General features: G+C 74.0%; 14 protein-coding genes. 8 read left to right on the top strand and 6 right to left on the bottom strand.

Annotation, left to right across the window (positions count from 1 at the left end):
* Positions 1-32: 32 nt before the first annotated feature.
* Positions 33-2,252 carry a glycosyltransferase family 39 protein gene (locus tag ABT118_RS15800; RefSeq protein WP_350668864.1) on the top strand — a complete coding sequence of 740 codons (2,220 nt, stop codon included), beginning with the start codon at positions 33-35 and terminating at the stop codon, positions 2,250-2,252.
* A 42-nt stretch (positions 2,253-2,294) separates the two neighbouring features.
* Here ABT118_RS15800 and ABT118_RS15795 read toward each other — a convergent pair whose 3' ends face one another.
* On the bottom strand, positions 2,295-3,899 hold the full coding sequence (locus ABT118_RS15795) for an alpha/beta hydrolase (protein WP_350669211.1): 1,605 nt from the start codon (positions 3,897-3,899) through the stop codon (positions 2,295-2,297).
* Between the two features lie 170 nt (positions 3,900-4,069).
* On the opposite strand from ABT118_RS15795, the gene ABT118_RS15790 reads away from it, so the two are divergent.
* Positions 4,070-4,816: an HNH endonuclease family protein gene (locus ABT118_RS15790; protein WP_502884559.1), complete on the top strand. Its 747-nt coding sequence runs from the start codon at positions 4,070-4,072 to the stop codon at positions 4,814-4,816.
* A gap of 7 nt (positions 4,817-4,823) precedes the next feature.
* Here the strand turns inward: ABT118_RS15790 and moaA are convergent, their stop codons facing one another.
* Positions 4,824-5,819 (bottom strand): GTP 3',8-cyclase MoaA, encoded by a 996-nt coding sequence (gene moaA, locus ABT118_RS15785; RefSeq protein ID WP_350668863.1) that lies wholly within the window; start codon positions 5,817-5,819, stop codon positions 4,824-4,826.
* A 130-nt stretch (positions 5,820-5,949) separates the two neighbouring features.
* Between moaA and ABT118_RS15780 the strand changes: the two genes are divergently transcribed.
* From ABT118_RS15780 to ABT118_RS15760, 5 genes are all read left to right on the top strand, one after another.
* On the top strand, positions 5,950-6,549 hold the full coding sequence (locus ABT118_RS15780; RefSeq protein ID WP_350668862.1) for a nucleotidyltransferase family protein: 600 nt from the start codon (positions 5,950-5,952) through the stop codon (positions 6,547-6,549).
* 133 nt (positions 6,550-6,682) lie between these two features.
* On the top strand, positions 6,683-7,543 hold the full coding sequence (locus ABT118_RS15775; protein ID WP_350668861.1) for a hypothetical protein: 861 nt from the start codon (positions 6,683-6,685) through the stop codon (positions 7,541-7,543).
* Between the two features lie 124 nt (positions 7,544-7,667).
* Positions 7,668-8,480, top strand: coding sequence for a hypothetical protein (locus tag ABT118_RS15770; protein WP_502884571.1), 813 nt, complete (start codon positions 7,668-7,670; stop codon positions 8,478-8,480).
* A 122-nt stretch (positions 8,481-8,602) separates the two neighbouring features.
* On the top strand, positions 8,603-9,412 hold the full coding sequence (locus ABT118_RS15765) for a (2Fe-2S)-binding protein (RefSeq protein ID WP_350668858.1): 810 nt from the start codon (positions 8,603-8,605) through the stop codon (positions 9,410-9,412).
* A 171-nt stretch (positions 9,413-9,583) separates the two neighbouring features.
* Positions 9,584-10,636 (top strand): DUF2637 domain-containing protein, encoded by a 1,053-nt coding sequence (locus tag ABT118_RS15760; protein WP_350668857.1) that lies wholly within the window; start codon positions 9,584-9,586, stop codon positions 10,634-10,636.
* A gap of 21 nt (positions 10,637-10,657) precedes the next feature.
* Here the strand turns inward: ABT118_RS15760 and ABT118_RS15755 are convergent, their stop codons facing one another.
* From ABT118_RS15755 to ABT118_RS15740, 4 genes are all read right to left on the bottom strand, one after another.
* Positions 10,658-12,883 (bottom strand): SpoIIE family protein phosphatase, encoded by a 2,226-nt coding sequence (locus ABT118_RS15755; RefSeq protein WP_350668856.1) that lies wholly within the window; start codon positions 12,881-12,883, stop codon positions 10,658-10,660.
* 286 nt (positions 12,884-13,169) lie between these two features.
* On the bottom strand, positions 13,170-13,571 hold the full coding sequence (locus tag ABT118_RS15750) for an ATP-binding protein (protein ID WP_350668855.1): 402 nt from the start codon (positions 13,569-13,571) through the stop codon (positions 13,170-13,172).
* 285 nt (positions 13,572-13,856) lie between these two features.
* Positions 13,857-14,324: a MarR family winged helix-turn-helix transcriptional regulator gene (locus ABT118_RS15745; protein ID WP_350668854.1), complete on the bottom strand. Its 468-nt coding sequence runs from the start codon at positions 14,322-14,324 to the stop codon at positions 13,857-13,859.
* A gap of 49 nt (positions 14,325-14,373) precedes the next feature.
* A complete protein-coding gene (locus ABT118_RS15740) occupies positions 14,374-15,339 on the bottom strand; it encodes a quinone oxidoreductase family protein (RefSeq protein ID WP_350668853.1) in 966 nt (321 codons plus the stop codon).
* Positions 15,340-15,550: 211 nt separating this feature from the next.
* Between ABT118_RS15740 and ABT118_RS15735 the strand changes: the two genes are divergently transcribed.
* Positions 15,551-16,261, top strand: a complete 711-nt coding sequence (locus ABT118_RS15735) for an urease subunit gamma (RefSeq protein WP_350668852.1) — start codon at positions 15,551-15,553, stop codon at positions 16,259-16,261.
* Positions 16,262-16,291 lie beyond the last annotated feature (30 nt).

Below are 16,291 nucleotides of genomic sequence, written 5' to 3'. Positions count from 1 at the left end.
AAATCTCAGCGGGGCGACCGAGCGTAGCCCCCATGACCACGACCAGTTCCCCTCCTCCCACCAGCGAACCGTGGCCCGAGGCTGCGAACTACCCGCCGCCGGAGACCCCGGCGCCGCCGGCCACGGCCACGGTCGAACCGCTGTTCCCGCCGGTCGGACTCCCGGCGGTCGGCCCCAAGGGGCCGTCCTCCTGGGCCGGCCGGCTGCGCACCCTGCCCGCCCGGGCCTGGCGCGGCCGCCCGGACGACCCGGCATGGGCCCGCCCCGCGCTGCTCGGCCTGCTGGCCGCCACCGCGCTGCTCTACTGCTGGAACCTGAGCGCCTCCGGCTGGGCCAACTCCTTCTACTCGGCCGCCGTGCAGGCCGGTTCGCAGAACTGGACCGCGTTCCTCTACGGCTCCTCCGACGCGGCCAACTTCATCACCGTCGACAAGGCGCCGATGTCGCTCTGGCCGATGGCCCTCTCGGTCCGGCTGTTCGGGCTCAACTCCTTCGCCCTGCTGGCCCCGCAGGTGCTGATGGGCGTGGCGACCGTCGGCACCGTGTACGCCACCGTGCGGCGCCGGTTCTCCCCGCTCGGCGGCCTGGTGGCCGGCGCGGTGCTGGCGCTCACGCCGGTGGCCGCGCTGATGTTCCGCTTCAACAACCCGGACGCACTGCTGGTGCTGCTGCTCACCCTGGCCGCGTACGGCCTGGTGCGGGCCACCGAGACGGCGAGCACGCGCTGGGTGCTGTTCCTCGGCGTGATGCTCGGCTTCGGCTTCCTCACCAAGACGCTGCAGGCCTTCCTGGTGCTGCCCGCCTTCGCCCTGGTGTACCTGCTGGCCGCCCCGACCGGCCTGGGCCGCCGACTGCTCCAACTCCTGTACGGCGCCGGGGCGATGATCGCCTCGGCCGGCTGGTGGGTGGCGATCGTCGAGCTCACCCCAGCGTCGGCCCGGCCCTACATCGGCGGCTCGCAGGACAACAGCTTCCTCTCCGTCACCTTCGGCTACAACGGCTTCGGCCGGCTGACCGGTGAGGAGACCGGCAGCGTCGGCGGTGGCGGTGGCGGCCAGGGCGGTGGCAACTGGGGGCAGACCGGCATCACCCGGCTGTTCGACGGCGACATCGGCGGCCAGATCTCCTGGCTGCTGCCCGCCGCGCTGCTCCTGCTGCTGGTCGGCCTCTGGGCCACCCGCCGCGCCCCGCGCACCGACGGCGCCAGGACCGCGTTCCTGGTCTGGGGCGGCTGGCTGCTCTGCACGGCGCTGACGTTCAGTTACATGTCCGGCATCTTCCACCAGTACTACACGGTGGCGCTGGCCCCGGCGGTGGCCGCACTGGTCGGCATGGGCGTGGACGGACTCTGGCGGGCCCGCAGGCGGCTGCCGTACGCGGGGCTGCTCGCGCTGGCCGTCGGCGGCACCGCCGTCTGGGGCTTCGTCCTGCTCGGGCGCAGCACCGACTTCCTGCCCTGGCTGCGCTGGGCGGTGCTGGTCGGCGGCCTGCTCACCACCGTCGCCCTGGTCGCCGCCGCCCAGGTGCCCGGCCGGGTGGCCGGACGGATCGGTGCGGTCGCCGGGCTGGTGGCCCTGGCCGCCGCACTCGGCGGACCGGCCGCGTACGCGGTGGACACCGTCTCGACCGCGCACACCGGCTCGATCCCGACCGCCGGGCCCCGGGTCGAGGGCGCGATGGGCAAGGGCGGCCCGGGCGGCCGGTTCGCCCTCTACGGGCCGGGTGGAGGGATGATCTTCCAGGGCGGCCAGCTGCCGCCCGGTGCCAGGGCGGTTCCGCAGGGCGGCGGCACGGGTCGCGGCCAGGGCGGCCGGATGCCCACCGGGCAGCTCCCGCAGGGCGGCCCCGGCGAGACCCTCGGCCGTGGCGGCATGGGCGGCGGCATGGGCGGTCTGATCAACGGCGCCCAGGTCAGCACCGAGCTGGCGGACCTGCTGAAGCAGGACGCCGACCGGTACACCTGGATCGCCGCCGCGGTCGGCTCGCAGAACCAGGCCAGCTACCAACTCGCCACCGGAGCACCGGTGATGGCCCTGGGCGGCTTCAACGGCTCCGACCCCTCGCTGACCCTGGAGCAGTTCAAGCAGTACGTCCGGGACGGCAAGGTGCACTGGTTCATCGGCGGCGGCGGCATGGGCGGCGGCGGGCGGGGCGGCTCCAGCCAGTCCAGCGAGATCGCCGACTGGGTCGCGTCCACCTTCACGGCGAAGACGGTCGGCGGCACCACGGTCTACGACCTGACCGCCGGCTGACCCGCCCGGGTGCCCCCGCTCCGGCGGGGGCACCCGGCTGTCTCAGCTGCAGCGGGTGCCCTTGGCCGGCACCTGTCCGGTGGTCAGATAGGCGTCGACGGCGTCCTTGGTGCAGGCGTTCTTCCCGTAGCCGGTGTGCCCCTCGCCCTCCCGGGTCAGCAGGGTGCCGTTGGTCAGCATGCCCGCGAGCTTCTCCGCCCAGGCGTACGGAGTGGCCGGGTCACCGGTGGAGCCGACCACCAGGATCGGCGAACTCCCGGTCGGCCCCAGCGGCTTGAGCTGCTCGGTCGGCTTGTACGGCCAGGACCGGCAGTCCGGGTCGAACAGGTCCTCGTCGGCGAAGTGCGCGGTGATCAGCGGTGCCTGCTGGTGCAGCTGCTCCTTCGCGGCCTGGAACCGCGCCTCGGTCGGCGGGGCGGCCATCGGGTCGGCGCAGAAGATCGCGGCGTAGGCGTCCGCGCCGTTGCCGTGGCTGCCGTCCGCCTCCCGGCCGTAGTAGCTGTCGGCCAGGGCGAGCAGCTGGGAGCCGTTGCCCTTCATCGCCTGGGCGACCGCCGAGCGGAGGTACTCCCAGTTGTCCTTGTCCCCGTAGAGCGCGGTCATCGTGCCCGTCCAGCCGGACCAGGCGGTGAGCTGACGGCCGGACGGGGTCTTCAGCGGCTTGTCCTTCAACCCGTCCAGGAAGGCGGCCAGCTTCCCGGCGGCCTTCGCGGGGTCGCTGCCCAGGCTGCAGCCGGTGCGCTCGACGCAGTCGGCGGCGAAGGCGTTCAGGGACTTCTCGAAGCTGATGGTCTGCAGCACCGTGTTGTCGAACACCGTGGTGGTCGGGTCCACCGCACCGTCCAGGACCACCCGGCCGACCCGGTCCGGGAACTGCTCGGCGTAGCGGGTGCCGATGTAGGTGCCGTACGAGAAGCCCAGGTAGTTGAGCTTCGGCTCACCGAGCGCGGCCCGCAGCACGTCCATGTCCCGGGCCACGTCCCGGGTGCCGACGTGCGGGAGCAGCTTGCCGGCGCCGGCCGCGCAGCCGCCCGCCAGGGTCGAACCCCGGGTGCCGTTGCGGGAGTCGCTGCTGTCCCAGTCGTCCTGCGCCTTGTCGTCCAGGCAGCGCACCGGCGCGCTGTCGCCGACGCCGCGCGGGTCGAAACCGACCACGTCGAACCGGTCCCGCAGCACACCCTCGCGGTAGAGCGCGGAGTGCTGCAGGTGCCCGACCCCCGAACCGCCCGGCCCGCCGGGATTGACCACCAGCGAGCCGACCCGCTGGTCGGCCCGGGCCGCCTGACGGCGCGACAGCGCGATCTCGATCGCGTCGGCCGCGGGAGCCTCGTAGTCCAGCGGGACGCGCAGCTTCCCGCACTGGAACTGCGCCTCGTCGATCTTCGGCGTCTTCGGACTGTCCGCGCAGGCGGCCCAGACGATCTGCTGTCCGTAGAACGGCTGGAGCGCCGGGTCGTCCGCACCGGACGGCTTCGGGGTGGGGCTCGGCGAGGGGGCGGCGGCCGTGCCGACGGTGGCGGTCGGCGTCGGTGCCGAGTCGGCCGCAGGAGTGCCGGCGCCGGAACAACCGCTCAGCAGCACGGCGGTGGCGGTCGCGGCCGCCGCTGCCGCTGCCGCGAAACGTCGGGGCGATCTTACGATCTTCATCTTCACCGCACAGAAGTATCACCCCCCTCCCGCCCGGGCATCCGGATATCCGCGCGGTGAGCCTCCACGCACCTGCGCGGTGCGCCGTCGCGCCGACTTGACCCCCCGTGGGACGGCTGGTCTGCTGGTGCACCGTCAGCCGTCCAGCCCACCACCCGGGGGAGAACTCCGTGCGCGCCCGCCGTACCACCCTGTCCGCGACCGTTCTCCTCCTCCTGACCGCACCGGCGCTGGCGGCCTGCAGCAGCACCGGCAGCTCCCAGGACCGGGCCGCCCCCGCCGCCGCCCTGGGCACCAACCCGCTGCAGAACCCGGACGGCACCAAGCCCGGCCTCGGCCCGATCACCTCGACCGAGGACCGCAAGGCCGCCCGCGACCTGATCACCCAGGTGGCCACCGCCGAGAGCGGCGGCAAGGCCGGCTACGACCGGGACCAGTTCGGCCCGCCGTGGACCGACAACGTGGACGGCGTCCCGTTCGGCCACAACGACTGCGGCACCCGCGACGACCTGCTCGCCCGGGACGGCAAGTCCCTTGAGCACAAGGACGCTTCGAAGTGCGTGGTGACCGGGATGACCATCTACGACCCGTACACCGGCAAGACCGTCCAGTGGACCAAGCAGCAGGCGAGCAAAATCCAGATCGACCACGTGATGGCGCTCTCCTACGACTGGCAGATGGGCGCCGCCAAGTGGGACAAGGCCAAGCGGGTCCAGATCGCCAACGACCCGCTCAACCTGATCCCCGCCGACGGCCCCCAGAACGCCGCCAAGGGCGACTCCGGCCCCGCCGAGTGGCTCCCCGCCAACGAGGCCGTCCGCTGCTCCTACGCCGTCCGCTTCGCCCAGGTCTCGCTCAAGTACCGGCTCCCGGTCACCCCGGCCGACAAGAAGGCCATGCTCGCCCAGTGCACCTGAGGCGGGGTCAGCCGCCGATGGCGGACATCGGCCGGTCCGGCTGGACGAAGTCGGCCGAGTTGATGTCGTGCCCGGGCCCCTTGAGCGCGATGGTGTTGCGCCAGGCCTGCTCGATCGCGCCGTCGTCCGCGGTGCCGCGCAGCAGCGCCCGCAGATCGGACTCCCGGGTCGCGAAGAGACAGTTCCGCAGCTGCCCGTCGGCCGTCAGCCGGACCCGGTCGCAGCCCCCGCAGAACGGCCGGGTCACCGAGGCGATCACCCCGACCACGGTGTCCGTCCCGGCGATCCGCCACTCCTCCGCCGGGGCGTTGCCGTGCCGCCCGACCGGGATCAGCTCCCAGCGCTCCCCCAGCACCGCCAGCAGCTCGTCCGCGGTGATCATCCGGTCCCGCTCCCACGCCCCCTGGGCGTCCAGCGGCATGGACTCGATGAACCGCATCCGGTAGCCGTGCGCAGCCGCGAACTCGACCAGGTCGAGGATCTCGTCCTCGTTCACCCCGCGCACCGGCACCGCGTTGATCTTCACCGGCGCCAGCCCGGCGGCCTGGGCGGCGGCCAGGCCGGCGAACACGTCGGCGATCCGGTCCCGGCGGGTGATCTCGGCGTAGCGCTCGGGCCGCAGGGTGTCCAGGCTGACGTTCACCCGGTGCAGCCCGGCGGTCTTCAGGTCGGCCGCCATCCGGGCCAGGCCGATGCCGTTGGTGGTGAGCGAGACCTCGGGGCCGAGTGCGGTCAGCCGGGCCACCAGGCCGGGCAGGCCGCGCCGCAGCAGCGGTTCGCCGCCGGTCAGCCGGATCGACCTGATGCCGAGCCGGGTGACCGCGATCCGCACCAGCCGGACGATCTCGTCGTCGGTGAGCACCTCGGCCTTGGGGAGCCAGTTCAGCCCCTCGGCCGGCATGCAGTAGGTGCAGCGCAGGTTGCAGCGGTCGGTGAGGGAGACCCGCAGATCGGTGTGGACCCGGCCGTAGCGGTCGACCAGCGGGGGAGGTGCGGTGTCCATCTGCCCAGTACAGGGCCCCGGCCGGGGAAGATCCAGCGGCGGAAGACCTGGTCGGGCGCACAGCTTCCCCCACCCGCGCTGTGTGATCGTACAAGTCCGCCGGGTCCGGAACGGGCGGCAGACTGATCACATGGCCGCTCTCCCTTCCGTTCCAGCCCTGGTGCTCGCCGCCGGCGGCGGACGCCGGCTCGGCGGCCGCCCGAAGGCGCTGATCCGCTACGACGGGCAGCTGCTGCTGGAGCACGCACTGGGCGTGGTCCGAGCCGGCGGCTGCACCGGCACGGTCGCGGTGCTCGGTGCGGCGGCGGAGCAGGTACGGGCCACGGCCGAGGTCGGCGACTGTCTCCTTGTCGACAATCCCGACTGGCAGGGCGGCATGGGCTCCTCGCTCCGGGTCGGGCTGGCCGCACTGCCGCCCGGCTCCGACGCCGTCCTGGTGATGCTGGTGGACACCCCCGGCGTGACGCCCGCCGCCGTGGCCCGGCTGCTCGCCGCCCACCTCGCGGGCGCCCACCTCGCCGCCGCGGCGTACCACGGCCGGCGCGGGCACCCCGTTCTGATCGGCGCCCGCCACTTCGCCGAGGCCGCGGCCGGGGCCGCGGGCGACGCCGGGGCCCGCGCCCTGCTGGCCGCGCACGCCGCCGAGGTCGAGCTGGTCGAGTGCGGCGACGTCGCCGTCCCGGACGATCTGGACACTCCGGCCGATCTGGCCCGCTGGACCAGCAGCTGAGCCTGCCCGTGTGCGCCCCTGGTGTGCCCCTGGTCTCTCCCTGATGATTGCCGCAATCCCCGCCAACAACCCGGTGGATCAGCGACGATGGGTACCGACCCCGGCCAGGCGACCAGAACGGACGGTGCGAGCAATGCCCGGAGCGCCGCTGCCCGACGACTTCAACGAGCAAGGGGCCGAGCGGCCTTACGGTGCGAGCGAGATCCGCTGCCCGGCCTGCCGCCGCGAGCACCTGTACGAGCCGCCCAGCCTGCCCTGCCCCTGCGGGGCGCAACTGCGGGTGCCACTGCTGCGCGGCGGCGTCCCGGTCCAGATCAGGTTCCGGTCCTGGGAGGACTCCTGGCTGAGCATGCGCTGCCCGCACTGCGGCCGCAACGACCAGTGGCCGCAGCCGGAGTTCACCTGCAACTGCGGCGCCACCGTCCGGCTCCCGGTGGACCGCGCCCCGCGCCTGCAGAGCACCGGCCTGCTCGGCCCCGGCCCCTCGCGCGGCCCGCAGGGCCAACGCCCGTACTCCTCCCGCCCGTTCACCGGCATAGCCGCCGGCGGCGGGCAGTCCGTGCCGCCGCAGAGCACGCACTGGCAGCCGGCCGCCTGGCAGCACCGGCCGCCGTTCCGGCCGCACCCGGTGCGCACCCAGGAGGACGCCGTGCTGACGGCGGCGCGCTACCTCCAGTGGCTCGGCTTCGACGACCTGGAGCTGACGGAGGATCAGGAGAGCGCTGCGGTCACCCTGTTGGGCGGCCGGATGGTGGCCCAGGTGGACGGCAGCGGCTCCCCCGCCGACGTCAAGACAGTGGAGTGCCTCTGGCTGCAGACACTGCACACCGAGGAGATCGCGGCCGCCCTGTTCACCCTCTCCGGCTTCACCCAGCAGGCCACCGTCCGGGGCGAACAACTGCTGGTCGCGCTCTTCCGGCTCGACCCGGCGGGCATACCGCAGCCCGCCAACGGCGCCGCCGAAGCCCTGATGGAGACGGGTTGGACGTCCTGATCCGCCCCTCCTGCACAGGTCTGGACCACTCGATGGGGAGCGGAGGGTTCCGGATCATCTCCCGCTCGTGATCTGGTGCACAAGCTCGGCCCCGTGTTGAATTGCCGCCACAGCAGCCCGCTCGCTGGACACCGCACACAAGGAGGTGGCGTTGTCGGAGCACGGTACGGCCCTGGGGGGCAGCAAGACGGACGCGGTGTGGCGACTGCGGTCCCGCGGATGTTGGCAGGAGGCCGCCGAACTGCTCAGGCCGGCTGCCGCGACCGATCCGTCGGCCGCACTCGGCAGAGCCGAACTCCTGATCGAACAGTGCATGTTCACCGCCGCGCACTGGGAGCAGGCGGAGCAGGCGCTCCGACTGGCCGAGGCCGGCGCGACCTCCACCGAGCAGCGCGCGGCAGCCACCTGTGCGCGCGGCTTCCTGGCGTACGTCGCCAGCGTGCTCGGCCCGCGCGACCGGCTGGACGAGGCCCAGGCCGCGCTCGGCCGGACCTCGGCACTGCTGGCGCCGGATTCGCCCGGCCGCCCGCAGCTCGACTTCAGAAGGGGACTGGTCGCGGAGAACCTGCTGCACGACCGGACGGCGGCCTGGATCGCCTACCGGAGGGCGCACGAGGGCGCGGGGCAGCGCGGGGACGAACTGCTGCGCTCCTACACCTGGCGGCACCTGGCCTCGCTCTCGCTCGCGGCGGGCGACCTGGAGCGGGCCCGGGAGGGGTTCCGGGCCTCGCTGGCGATCCGGGAGGAGCTAGGGTTCACCGTCGGGGTGGCCCCGGCGCTGGCGGCGCTGGCCGAGGTGTCGGAGCCCGGCGAGGCGGTCCGGCTGCGGGCCGAGGCGGCCCGGCTGGTGCAGGCGCTCGGCGGCGTACCGGTCTGGCTCGCGCGGCGCCTGACACCCCTGCCCGCTCCGGCCGCTGCCCCGGACGGCCGCGCCTGACGGGAAGCCGGGGACGGCATCAGCTAAGGTGAGCCTAACCTGCCCGGGGAGACCCACTCCGGGCAGGTCCGCCTTGCCGTCCCCGGGCTCCGTCGAGCTCCGGTCGTCCCGATGGGGCCAGCATGACCGTGAGCAGCACCGCACCCCGACCCGCTGTCAGCGCGCCTCCGCTGTCCGGCAGTTACGCCCGCCAGCACGAGGTGTTCCCCAACCTGCGGATCCGCCCGGGCGCGCCCCGTACCGGTGCGGGCTGGGTCACCACCGCCGAGCTGCTCCGGGACGAGGCCGCGCTCCGGGCGATGGTCGCCTTCGACTCCGAGCTCGGCCTGGCCGACTACGGGCAGCCGCTCCGGCCCGACGTGGCGGCCGGCTTCTCGCTGCACCGGTACACCTGGCCGGTGGCGCTCGCCTTCACGCTGCCCTGGTTCCTGGAGCGCCGGGTGCCCCGGCTGCCGGTCGACCGGGTCTCGATCAACCGGGCCGCCGGTGAACTCACGGTCGCACCGGTCGGGTTCGCCTGCCTGCCGGACGACCCGGCGGCCGGTGCCGCCGGCACCCGGGTGGTGCCGGACGAAGCCGCCCTGCGGGCCGAGCTGCGGGCCGCCCTGACCGAGCACCTGACCCCGGTGCTGGCCGCCTTCCGCCCGGCCATGCGGCGCGGCCCGCGCACGCTCTGGGGCATGGCCACCGACGACGTGATCGAGGGCCTCTGGTTCCTCGGCGGCCTGCTCGGCGAGGAGGAGCGGGCCGCCGCCGAGGTGTCCGCCCTGCTGCCCGGACCGAGTGACGCACCGTTCGTCGGCGGAGCCGGCTTCCGCCCCAGCGGGTCCGCCGAGTCCACCCGGACCAGGACCAGGACGAGTTGCTGCCTCTTCTACACCGTGCGGCCGGACCAGACCTGTCTGACCTGTCCGCGCATCTGCTCGGAATAGCCCGGAAAAAGTTCGAATCAGTTCGGTCATTTCATCGGACCGTACGGAGAAAACCAGGTCGGAATTCCCTCTCCTCGGTGCATTGACGGCGAATCAGCCAAATGGACCGCATGCATCCGCCATAGTGGTGGCTCGCCATCACGAGGCAGGAAAGCGAGGCTGGTTCCGGCCATGAAACTGTCCGATATTCCACTGGGCTGGGCCGTCACAGGCGTGGCCGGTCTGGTGGTGGTCGCCGTTCTGGTGACCTTCCTGCGCACCCGGGCCGCCGCTGCCGCGGCCGCCGGTTCGGGCGACTCCTGGGAGCGCGCCGAGGAGCGCCGCCGCCGCAAGGAGTCGCTGTACGGGGGCGCGTCGTACACGCTGCTGTTCTGCTGTGCGGGTGTCGCTGCCGCGCTCTCGTTCCACGGCCTGGTGGGCTTCGGGGTGCAGAATCTCGGCCTCTCCGGCGGCTGGGAGTACCTGGTCCCGTTCGGCCTCGACGGCGCCGCGATGTTCTGCTCGGTGCTCGCCGTCCGCGAGGCCAGCCACGGTGACGCCGCCCTCGGCTCCCGACTGCTGGTCTGGTTCTTCGCCGGGGCGTCCGCCTGGTTCAACTGGGTCCACGCACCACGGGGGTTGAGCCACGCCGGCGCCCCGCAGTTCTTCGCCGGAATGTCCCTCTCGGCCGCGATCCTGTTCGACCGGGCGCTGAAGCAGACCCGCAAGGCCGCGCTGCGCGAGCAGGGCCTGGTGCCCCGCCCGCTGCCGCAGATCCGGATCGTCCGCTGGATGCGCGCTCCCCTGGAGACGTACGCCGCCTGGTCGTTGATGCTGCTCGAAGGCGTCCGCAGCCTGGACGAGGCGGTCGAGGAGGTCCGCGACGACAAGCGGCAGGCCGCGCTGGACCGGGAGCGGCAGCGGCTGGCCAGCCGGCGCGAGCGGGCCGAGATCCGGGCGATCGGGCGCCAGCCCGGCGGGCACTGGCGGCCCCGCTCGGCCGACCGGCAGCTGGCCGCCGCGGCGCAGTTGGAGGCGGGCACTTCGGAGCCCGCCATAGCGGCCGAGGAGCCGGCCGTCGAAGAGCGGGAGGCCGGCGCCAAGGCGGTCGAGGGCAAGGCCGCCCAGCCGGGGCTGCCGGCCCGCCGCAGCGTCGACCTCACCCCCGAGGAGGACACCATGACGCTGCCCCGGCTGGACTCGCTGGAGCAGAAGCTCAAGGACCTGGAGCAGCAGTTCGGCTGACGCCCCCGCAGCGGGTGACGGCTACTCGGCGGCCTGCTCCGGGCAGAGCTCGAACCACATCCGCTTGCCGGTGCCGCGCGGCTCCACGCCCCAGCCGTCGGCGAGCGCCTCGACCAGCATCAGCCCGCGCCCGGAGGAGGCCTGCTCCCCCGGGGTGCGCCGGGTCGGCCAGAGGTCGGACTCGTCCTCCACCTCGACCCGGAGCCTGGCCCGGGTCTCGCCGCCCACCGTCTCCCGGTAGAGGCGCGCGGTGAACATCGCGTCCCGGTCGGTGTGCCGGATCGCGTTGGTGACCAGCTCGGAGGCGAGCAGCTCAGCGGTGTCCACCAGCTCGGCCACGCCCCAGCGGCGCAGCGCGTCGCGCAGCTCCCCGCGCAGCTCGGAGATCCGGGCCAGGTCGGCCTGGCCGATCCGGCGGCGCAGCTGCTGGGCGGCCAGGCCGCCCGCCGGGCCGTCCCAGCGGAGCAGCAGCAGCGCTATGTCGTCCTCACGCTCGGTGGAGTCGGCGGCCTGCGAGGCGATCCGGTCGGCCAGCTCCTCCAGCTGGTCCCGCGGACCCTCGTCCCGGCCCGGCAGCTCCTGCGAGACGGCCGCGCAGAGCCGGGCGAAGCCGGTGTCCAGGTCCATCTCGCGGGACTCGACCAGGCCGTCGGTGCAGAGCACCACCGTCTCGCCCGGGTCCAGGCTGAACCGGGTGACCCGGTACTCCTCGTCCGGCGCGACGCCCAGCGGCAGCCCGCCGACCACGGGCACCACGGTCGCGCTGCCGTCACCGCGCCGCACCACCGGGTCGAGGTGGCCGGCCCGGACGGCGTAGACCACGCCGTAGTCGACGTTCACCTCGGCGTAGGTGCAGGTGGCGAAGTGATCGGTGTCCAGGTCGGCCAGGAAGCGGGAGGCCCGGGCCATCACGGCGGCGGGCGGGTGCCCCTCGGCCGCGTACGCGCGCAGCGCGATCCTGAGCTGGCCCATGATGCCGGCCGCGTGCACGTCGTGGCCCTGGACGTCGCCGATCACCAGACCGACGTGCCCGCCGGGCAGCGGCACCACGTCGTACCAGTCGCCGCCGATCTGCAGGCCCGAGCCGGCCGCCAGGTAGCGCACGGCGGTGGTCACGCCCGGCACCGAGGGCACCGTGCGCGGCAGCATCACCCGCTGGAGGCCGGCCGCCAGCTCGTGCTCGGCGTCGTGCAGCCGGGCCCGGGCCAGCGACTGGGCGACCAGCCCGCCCAGGGTGGAGAGCAGGGTGCGCTCGTCCGCGTCCAGCTCGCGGTCGTCGTCGAAACTGACCAGACAGACACCGATCGGCCTCCCGCTGGCGACCAGCGGGAGGAAGGCCCAGGCGCTGCGCGGGCCGCTCGCGGCCAGCTGCGGGAAGGCGTCGGGGTAGCGCTCCCGGTACTCCTCCCGGCTGGAGATGAAGATCGGCGCGCGGTTGCGGATCGCCTCGGAGGCCGGGTGGGCCGGGGCGATCGGGGTGCGGTCGTACGGCCGCAGGTCGCCCTCGTGGTAGCCGCTGGCGCCGAGGATCTGCAGCCGGCCGGCCTCCAGCGAGGTGAGCACCAGGCCGTCCGGCGGCAGGCCGGGCAGCGGCAGCTCGGTGAAGACCCGGGCCACGTCCCGGACGGTGACGGCCTCGGAGAGCGCCCTGGCGGCCTCCTTGATGAAGCGGGAGCGCTCCTCGCGCAGCTGGGCCATCGCCCCGGCCCGCTCGCGCTTGTGCAGCTCGACGGTGGCGTCCCAGACGAAGCCGACCATCCGGGACGGCCGCCCGAAGGCGTCCGCCAGCACCCGGCCGCGGAACCGCACGGCGTGCAGGTCGCCGCCGGGGAAGACCGTCCGGTAGTAGGCACCGCACTGGCCCAGCTCGGTGACCGCGCGCTCGACCCGGCGGCGGACCACCGGCGCGTCCTCGGGGTGCAGCATCGCCAGGAAGGCGCCGGAGCTGCGGTCGAACCGGCCGGGTTCGAGCCCGAGGATGGCGCAGGCCCGGTGGTCCCCCTCCAGCCGGTCGCGGCGGATGTCCCAGTCGAAGGAGCCGATGCCGTTGGCGGCCATCGCCGGTTCGAGCCAGTCGGGGGTGGAGTCGCCGGTACGGGTCGGCAGGCCGCGGGAGGCGGCCGGAACGATCCGCCCGCCGGTCAGGCCCGGGGCGGACCGGAGCGAACCGGCGGCCGCCGTGCTGCGGGCGGACTGGGCCGGCGGGGTACGGCGTGCGGGCCCCTGCGGCTCGGGCTCTGTCGCCATGCTTCTCCTGCCGCTGCCGTGCCATGCCGTCCGGACGGACTGCGATGGCCCTGTGCTGAGTGGTGGGCGGTGCGCCGGGTGGTGGTGATCAGTCGAGGATCGGTTCTCCCCGCTGCTTCCCGGGCACACATTCTCACTATCCTGCCGAAAGATTACTAGTACCGCCCGACCAGCACGGATAGGGCGGGGGAATCGGCGTCGGCGGGGCAGGACCCTCACAGGTCAGCACATCGGCGCTTCGTGGGCAATGGTCCCGGCGGTTTTCGTGACAGCGCCGCACCCGGGCTCAGGCGGCGCCGAGCTCGAACCAGGTGACCTTGCCGTCGCCGCGCAGCTGGACGCCCCAGTCGTCGGCGAGGGCCTCCACCAGCATCAGCCCGCGGCCCGAGGTGGCGGTCTCGCCCGGGGTCCGGCGGGTGGGCAGTCCGGTGGTGGTGTCCTGCACCTCGATCCGCAGCCGCTGCTCGGGGGTGAGCACCGCGTCCAGCACCGCGCCGCGCTCGGTGTGCAGCAGTGCGTTGGTGACCAGCTCGGAGGTCAGCAGCTCGGCGGTGTCCGCGAGTTCGGGCACGCCCCAGTGGTTCAGCGCGGCGCGCAGCCGGCGGCGGACGGCGCCCACCGCGATCAGGTCGGCGGGGGCGAGCGCCGCGTGCAGTCTGCGGTGCAGGGCGCAGCCGGGCTCGTGCACCGGCGGCGTCCCCTCCCCGATGCCCCTGGGCCGAACCGTGTCACTGCTCGAAGCCGTCCGCTGCCGCGGAAACCTCGCCTGCCCGTCCATCACGTACGTCCCCACCCCTCGTTCGGACAGCTGGCCGCACTGCGTCCCCCGCCTGCGGACCGTCCCGATACTGACGACCATCCTCATGCCCAGTGGTCGGGCTACGCAACAGTAGGTACCCGGTCACCTGGGGTGAAGTGGAGCTCAGCGGGTCAGAAGTGATCCTTTTCGGGGCGGTCCGGAGGTTTGGCCCGCCTACGGCTGCTGAAGGGCGGCGACCGCGCGGAGCAGCAGGGCGCGGAGGTGTTCGCGTTCGGCCGGGTCGAAGGCCGACCAGAGGGCGGCCTCGACCCCGACCGCCCGGGCGTCCGCCTCGGCCACCAGGGCGCGCCCGCTGCCGCTGAGCCGGGCGAGCATCACCTTGCCGTGCACCTCGGACTGCTGACGCTCGATCAGCCCCTTGGCCTCCAGGTTCGCCAGCACGCCGGCCATGGTCTGCGGGGTGACGGCGGCCCCCCGGGCCAGCTGGGCGCCCGAGCGGTCGGGGCGGTCGGCGAGCTGGAGCAGCACGGCGTACTGCGGCACGGTCAGCTCCAGCCCGCGCAGCGCCTCGGCCTTGGCCGCCATCATGGCCTGCTCGGCCTGCTTGATCGCCAGCCCGAGCCGGAGCGGGGCGCCCCGGGGCCCGGCCAACAGCTCGGCGGGGTCGGTGCTGCTGCTCATCTCGGCCGGGCCTCTCGTTTGCCGGGTTCGTTCGCCGGACCAGTATGGGTCAGGCGGTGCGCAGCACGTACTTCGCCTCGGCGGTGCGGCCCTCCAGCCGGGCGTGCGCCCCGGCCACGCCGTCCCAGCCGATCTCCTCGACGTCCAGGGTGAGCGTGCCGTCGGCGACCAGCCGCAGGCCCTCGGCCAGGTGGGCCCGGAGCAGGTCGGGCCTGCGGGCCAGCACCCCGCCGAGGTTGTAGCCGGCCAGGGTGAAGCTGTCGTACCAGACCTGGTTGGCGTCCAGGCTGATGTCCTGGTCGGCGGCGTTTCCGATCACCACGTGGCGGCCGAGCACCGCGAGCAGGCCGCGGACCTGCTCACGCGGCCCGCCGCCGACCGAGTCGATCACCACGTCGAAGCCGTGGCCCTCCGTCAGCCCGTCGACGCGGTCGGCCAGTTCGGCGTACGTGCAGGTGTGCCGGTAGCCCTGGGCGGCGGCCCGGGCGGCGCGTTCGGGGGTGCCGGCCGCGCCGACCACCAGTGCGGCGCCGTACGCGGTCGCGAGCCGGCCGAGCAGGATGCCGAGGCCGCCGGAGGCGCCGAGCACCAGCACCCGGTCGCCCTCGGCGAGCCGGGCCGCGCCGCGCAGGGTGCCGACGGCGGTGGCGGCGTTGCAGGCGGTGGCGGCGGCCAGCAGCGGGTCGAGCCCGTCCAGCGGCAGGGTGGTGACGGCGGGGGCGACCACCCGCTCGGCGTTGCCGCCGAAGCCGGTCGGGACGGCCACCACCGGCTCCCCCACCCGGAGCCCCGTCACCCCCGGGCCGAGGGCGGCGACGGTGCCCGCCACCTCCAGCCCGGGGACGGCGGGCAGGCCGATCGGGAACTGGCCGCGCCGGAACAGCACGTCGGCGAAGTGGATCCCGGCATGGCTGACGTCGATGGCGACCTCGCCGGGGCCGGGCTGCGGGGCGGGGATCTCGGCCAGCTCCAGGACCTCGGGACCACCGGTGCGGGTGTAGCGGACTGCGCGCATGGCTGCGCTCCTCTCGGTGTACGGTCCCCCATGTATATCAGGCTCCTGTCATATGACCGGTACCGAATACACGGTTGCGACACCCGGCGCGCCGAACGCCCTGGAACCGACAAGGCTGGACACAACGGCCCTATCCGGGTTCAATGGCCGCAGTTGTTTGAACGACGTTCTAACTTCTGCTGACCCCACCGGCACGAGCGAGCGAGGCACCGTGCGACTGACACCGACCGAACGGGACCGGCTGCTGATCTTCACGGCGGCCGAACTGGCCCGGGCCCGGCGCGCGCGGGGCGTCCGCCTCAACGTCCCCGAGGCGACCGCGCTGATCGCGGACGCCGTCTGCGAGGCCGCCCGCGACGGCCGGCGCCTGGCCGAGGCGGTCGAGGCCGGGCGCAGCGTCCTGACCGCCGCCGACGTCCTGCCGGGCGTGCCCGATCTGGTGGCAGTGGTCCAGGTGGAGGCCGTCTTCGACGACGGCACCCGGCTCGCGGTGGTCAACGACCCCTTCGGGGGCGGTGGTTCGCTCGGCGACGACGCACCCGGCCGGGCCCTGCTCGGCCCCGGCGCGGGCTACGACCCGGTCGAGGAGACCGTGCTCGTCCCGGTCCACAACACCGCCGCGGTGCCGATCTCGGTGACCTCGCACTTCCACTTCTTCGAGGCCAACCCGCGGCTGGCCTTCGACCGCGCCGCCGCGTACGGCACCCACCTGGCCGTCCCGGCCGGCTCCTCGGTCCGCTTCGACCCGGGCGCTACGGTCGAGGTCGGCCTGGTGCCGATCGGCGGGGCCCGGGTGGCGATCGGCTTCGCCGGCCTGGTCGACGGGCCACTGGACGCCCCCGGCGCCCGCGAGGCGGCCCTGGCCAAGGCCCGCGCCACCGGTTACCTGACCGCCTTCGACGACGCGGAGCCCGACCTGTAGCGCCCCCGAGGCCCGATCCCGAAGCCCGCC

It is taken from the genome of Kitasatospora sp. NPDC002040, assembly GCF_040296785.1.
Classification (GTDB): Bacteria; Actinomycetota; Actinomycetes; order Streptomycetales; family Streptomycetaceae; genus Kitasatospora.
Note: the sequence above shows the minus strand (reverse complement) of the source record. Positions and strands in the feature narration are given on the sequence as shown.